2 protein-coding genes are annotated in these 1,442 nt (G+C 60.3%); both read left to right on the forward strand.

The window, feature by feature from the left end; all coding sequences use genetic code 11:
- The first annotated feature begins 70 nt into the window (after positions 1–70).
- On the forward strand, positions 71–658 hold the full coding sequence (locus tag AWB65_RS34855; protein WP_445344301.1) for an RES family NAD+ phosphorylase: 588 nt from the start codon (positions 71–73) through the stop codon (positions 656–658).
- Positions 659–744: 86 nt separating this feature from the next.
- Positions 745–1,442 (forward strand): aminotransferase class I/II-fold pyridoxal phosphate-dependent enzyme (locus AWB65_RS34860; RefSeq protein ID WP_125474304.1); only part of this gene is annotated, 698 nt, incomplete at its 3' end.

Here is a 1,442-nt window from a genome sequence, read left to right on the forward strand (position 1 = left end):
TCGATCAACTTGTCGAGGTTGTGCTGAGCGTGGTCGGTATTCACGGTGAGGAAGCAGTTTGATTTTGTCGATGCCAAACCGCGTCATTGCGGCGGGAGAACTGCTCCAGCACATTAGCCGAATCGAATACGCCGCCACGCCGCTCTATTTTGGTACAAGCTCCGCAAATCGATACGACGATCCGAAGGGTGGCTATGGGGTTCTGTACTTGGGCTTCGACCTTCAGACTGTATTGATGGAGTCGGTTTTTCATCAGCACCAATGGCACCGAAGCCGTTCGCAAACCATTACGCTAAGCGAGATTCGTGGACGCATTGTGCGTGCTGTCGGCGTAGTCGAGCGACTGAACTTGGCTGACATGACCGCACCAGGCGTGATGGCGCGGGAGTTCGGCCTCAATCTCGGTCAACTGGCAAGCCGACGTTACATCCACACGCAGCGAATCTCTCGGCAGATTTACGAGGCGCTCGACAACAGCGGCTTCCCAGCCTTCGACGGTCTGCTCTATCCCTCGCGGAATAATTTTCCCGCGACATGCATCGCTCTTTTTTATCGGGCACGAGCGAAAGTCGTGGTGGTCGACGATCTCCCGCTGGTGCAACATGTCGACTGGCCCGCTTTCGTAAATCAGTATCGCATTGGGGTCGCCAAAGTTTGAGGCCGTTGACGGCCCACGGGGTCCGAAGAGCTTCCCCTTCCGCTTGAATCAATCCTTCCAAGTGAGGATAGCCGTTCTATACGCCCGTGCAGGTCGAACCGCGTCTGCGCGAGCGCACGCTGACGGTCAACGGCGTATCGAAGGTGTATTCGATGACGGGCTGGCGCATCGGCTATGCGGGCGGTCCCGCGTGGCTAATCCGGGCGACGCAGACGCTGCGATCGCAGAGCACGTCGAATCCGAGCACGATCTCGCAAGCGGCGACGCTCGCGGCGCTGGAAGGCGGCACGGATTTCCTGCTCGAATGGATCGATGAGTTGCGCACCTGCAGCGATCTCGTGGTCGATACCATGGCACGCTGCCCCGGCCTGCGTTGCGATGCACTCGATGGCGCGTTCTACGCCTTCGTGGACTGCTCGGGCGCGATAGGTGCTACTACGCCTTCGGGCGATGTCATCGCTACCGATCTCGACTTCGCCAACTATTTGCTGGCGGCGGCGCATGTCGGCGTGGTGCACGGTAGCGCGTTGGGCGTGGAGAACCATGTGCGCATCGCGTATGCTGTTCCGATGCCCACGCTGCGACGCGTGCCGGCGCATCGAGACCGCGTGTGCGGCGTTGACACCCGCTGTCGCCGCGGTCCGAAGCGCCTAAGCACCAGACGCCATGCCCGCGACACGTGTGCCGTGCGCGGGTTTTTCTTTTTATCGGATGGCCTTCCATGCTCTATCTCATCGAAGACGCTACCCCCGAGCCGGCGCAATTCGGCGCCCTTCCCGCGCTG

It is taken from the genome of Caballeronia humi (assembly GCF_001544475.1).
In the GTDB taxonomy this organism is placed as follows: domain Bacteria; phylum Pseudomonadota; class Gammaproteobacteria; order Burkholderiales; family Burkholderiaceae; genus Caballeronia; species Caballeronia humi.

Coding starts and splice junctions, on each gene's coding strand:
- AWB65_RS34855 (WP_445344301.1), top strand. CDS start 71: ATGCCAAACCGCGTCATTGCGGCGGGAGAACTGCTCCAGCACATTAGC.